This window comes from Streptomyces sp. MnatMP-M17, assembly GCF_900091995.1.
GTDB lineage: Bacteria > Actinomycetota > Actinomycetes > Streptomycetales > Streptomycetaceae > Streptomyces.
In genome coordinates, this window is record NZ_FMDK01000214.1 from 1 (window position 1) to 1,639 (window position 1,639).

1 protein-coding gene is annotated in these 1,639 nt (G+C 72.3%); it reads right to left on the reverse strand.

What is annotated here, in order from left to right; genetic code table 11:
• On the reverse strand, nt 1-1,506 hold a 1,506-nt coding region (locus tag GA0115259_RS10535; RefSeq protein ID WP_141716513.1), incomplete at its 3' end, for a polysaccharide lyase 8 family protein.
• Nucleotides 1,507-1,639 lie beyond the last annotated feature (133 nt).

The window sequence follows — 1,639 nt, forward strand, 5'->3', positions numbered from 1 at the left end:
GCGCTTCGGCGCACCCCACTCGCCGCCGGCCCGGTCCGCGAGCCGCTTGGTGGAGACGGTGGTACCGGGCAGCCGGTACGGATCCACGGTGGGCCAGAACCAGTCGGTGTACTGGTCGTTGTTCCGGTCCGCGCACCACCAGGAGAGCATCCCGGCTCCGGTGTGCCAGCCGCGCGGATTCTCGCCGTTGCCGCACTCGTAGTGCGCGATCCGCTCGGATGCCATCGAGAGCGCGGCGGCCCATCCCGGCCCCCGGTGCACGGCCCGGTCCATCGAGGCGAAGAGCCGGTGGCCGACCGGCTCGGGAAGCGCGGGCACCTCCGAGGCGGCGAGCGTGTGCAGCCGGGCGAGATCGGCGACGTCGAGCTGCGGGGCGGTGAGGACCGGAGACACCGTGTCCCGCTCGATCCAGCCCTTGACCAGGCCCGTCCAGCGCTCGCGCTCGGCCGTGGACGCGCCGCCCGCGAGCAGCGCGACGGCCGCGATGAGTCCCTGGCCGTGGAAGTGGTCGCCGCGCAGTACGGGCAGCTCGTCGCTCATGAGGTAACCGCGGCTGATGGCACGCCCGTTGACGCAGTCCATCATCAGTCCGTTGTAGATCAGCGGCGCGTAGGCGTGCTCCACGCTGTCGAGTACGGTCCGCCGGCCGGGATCGGTGACGGCCCAGGCGGATCCGGCGAGCAGCGAGAAGAGCCGGCCCAGACCGTCCAGCAGGACCTGTCCGTACGTACCCGAGTAGGCGACCCAGGTGTGCTGGACGAACGAGCCGTCGGCGTAGAGCCCGTCTCCCTCGGTGACATACGGGAAGACGGGCGAGAGCGCGTCGCGGGCGAGGGCGATCTTGGCGGGCGCCCGGCCGAGGATCCCGCGCAGAACGACGGAGCGGCAGAGGTCGACGCGGTTGGCACCGGTGCTGACGCCTGCGTACGGGCCGAGGAGCGCGTCCGGCACGAAGTGGTCGACGGCCGCGCAGGCCGCGGCGCGCAGCTCCTCGGGAAGGTGGTCGTGGAGGACGGCGGTGATGTCCATGAGCAGCCGAGGGCTGCCGATCCGCCACTCCCACCAGTTGCCGTAGGGCGTGGCCGAGGGCCGGTAGACGGTGGTGGAGAGATGGCCGAGACCGCGCACGGCATCGGCGAGGAGCGCCGTGTCACCGGTGAGATCGGTGCCGGGCCGGGCATACGCCTGGGCCATGGTCCAGAGCCTGCTGTAGCTCCGGGTGATTCCGGCGGGCGGATCGAAGCCGATTCCGGGCCAGAGATGGGTGGCGGCCGGAGCCATCGACCGCTGGAAGCCCGAGGCGAGTTCGGCGGTCTCGGCGAGCCGGGAGGCATAGGGCTCGGCGGCGGGATCGTAGCCGGTGCCGAGCTGGAGGTCCGTCCAGCGCAGCCGCAGCGCTTCGAACTCATCGGCGGAGGCGGGCTGTTCGACGGCGGCCGGCCGGGCGAGGCCGAGGGCGCCCGCTCCGGTTAAGGCCAGAAAGGCACGGCGGGACCAGGAGGACAGCGGCGACACGGAGACCTCCGCGCTCGGTACGGACGGTACGGACGGTACGGACGGTACGGACGGTACGGACCGGTCTAGGGCGTGTTTCGAAAGTAGCGCCGTCCGCCCGGAGGGCGGGGCCTGCGGCGTCCGG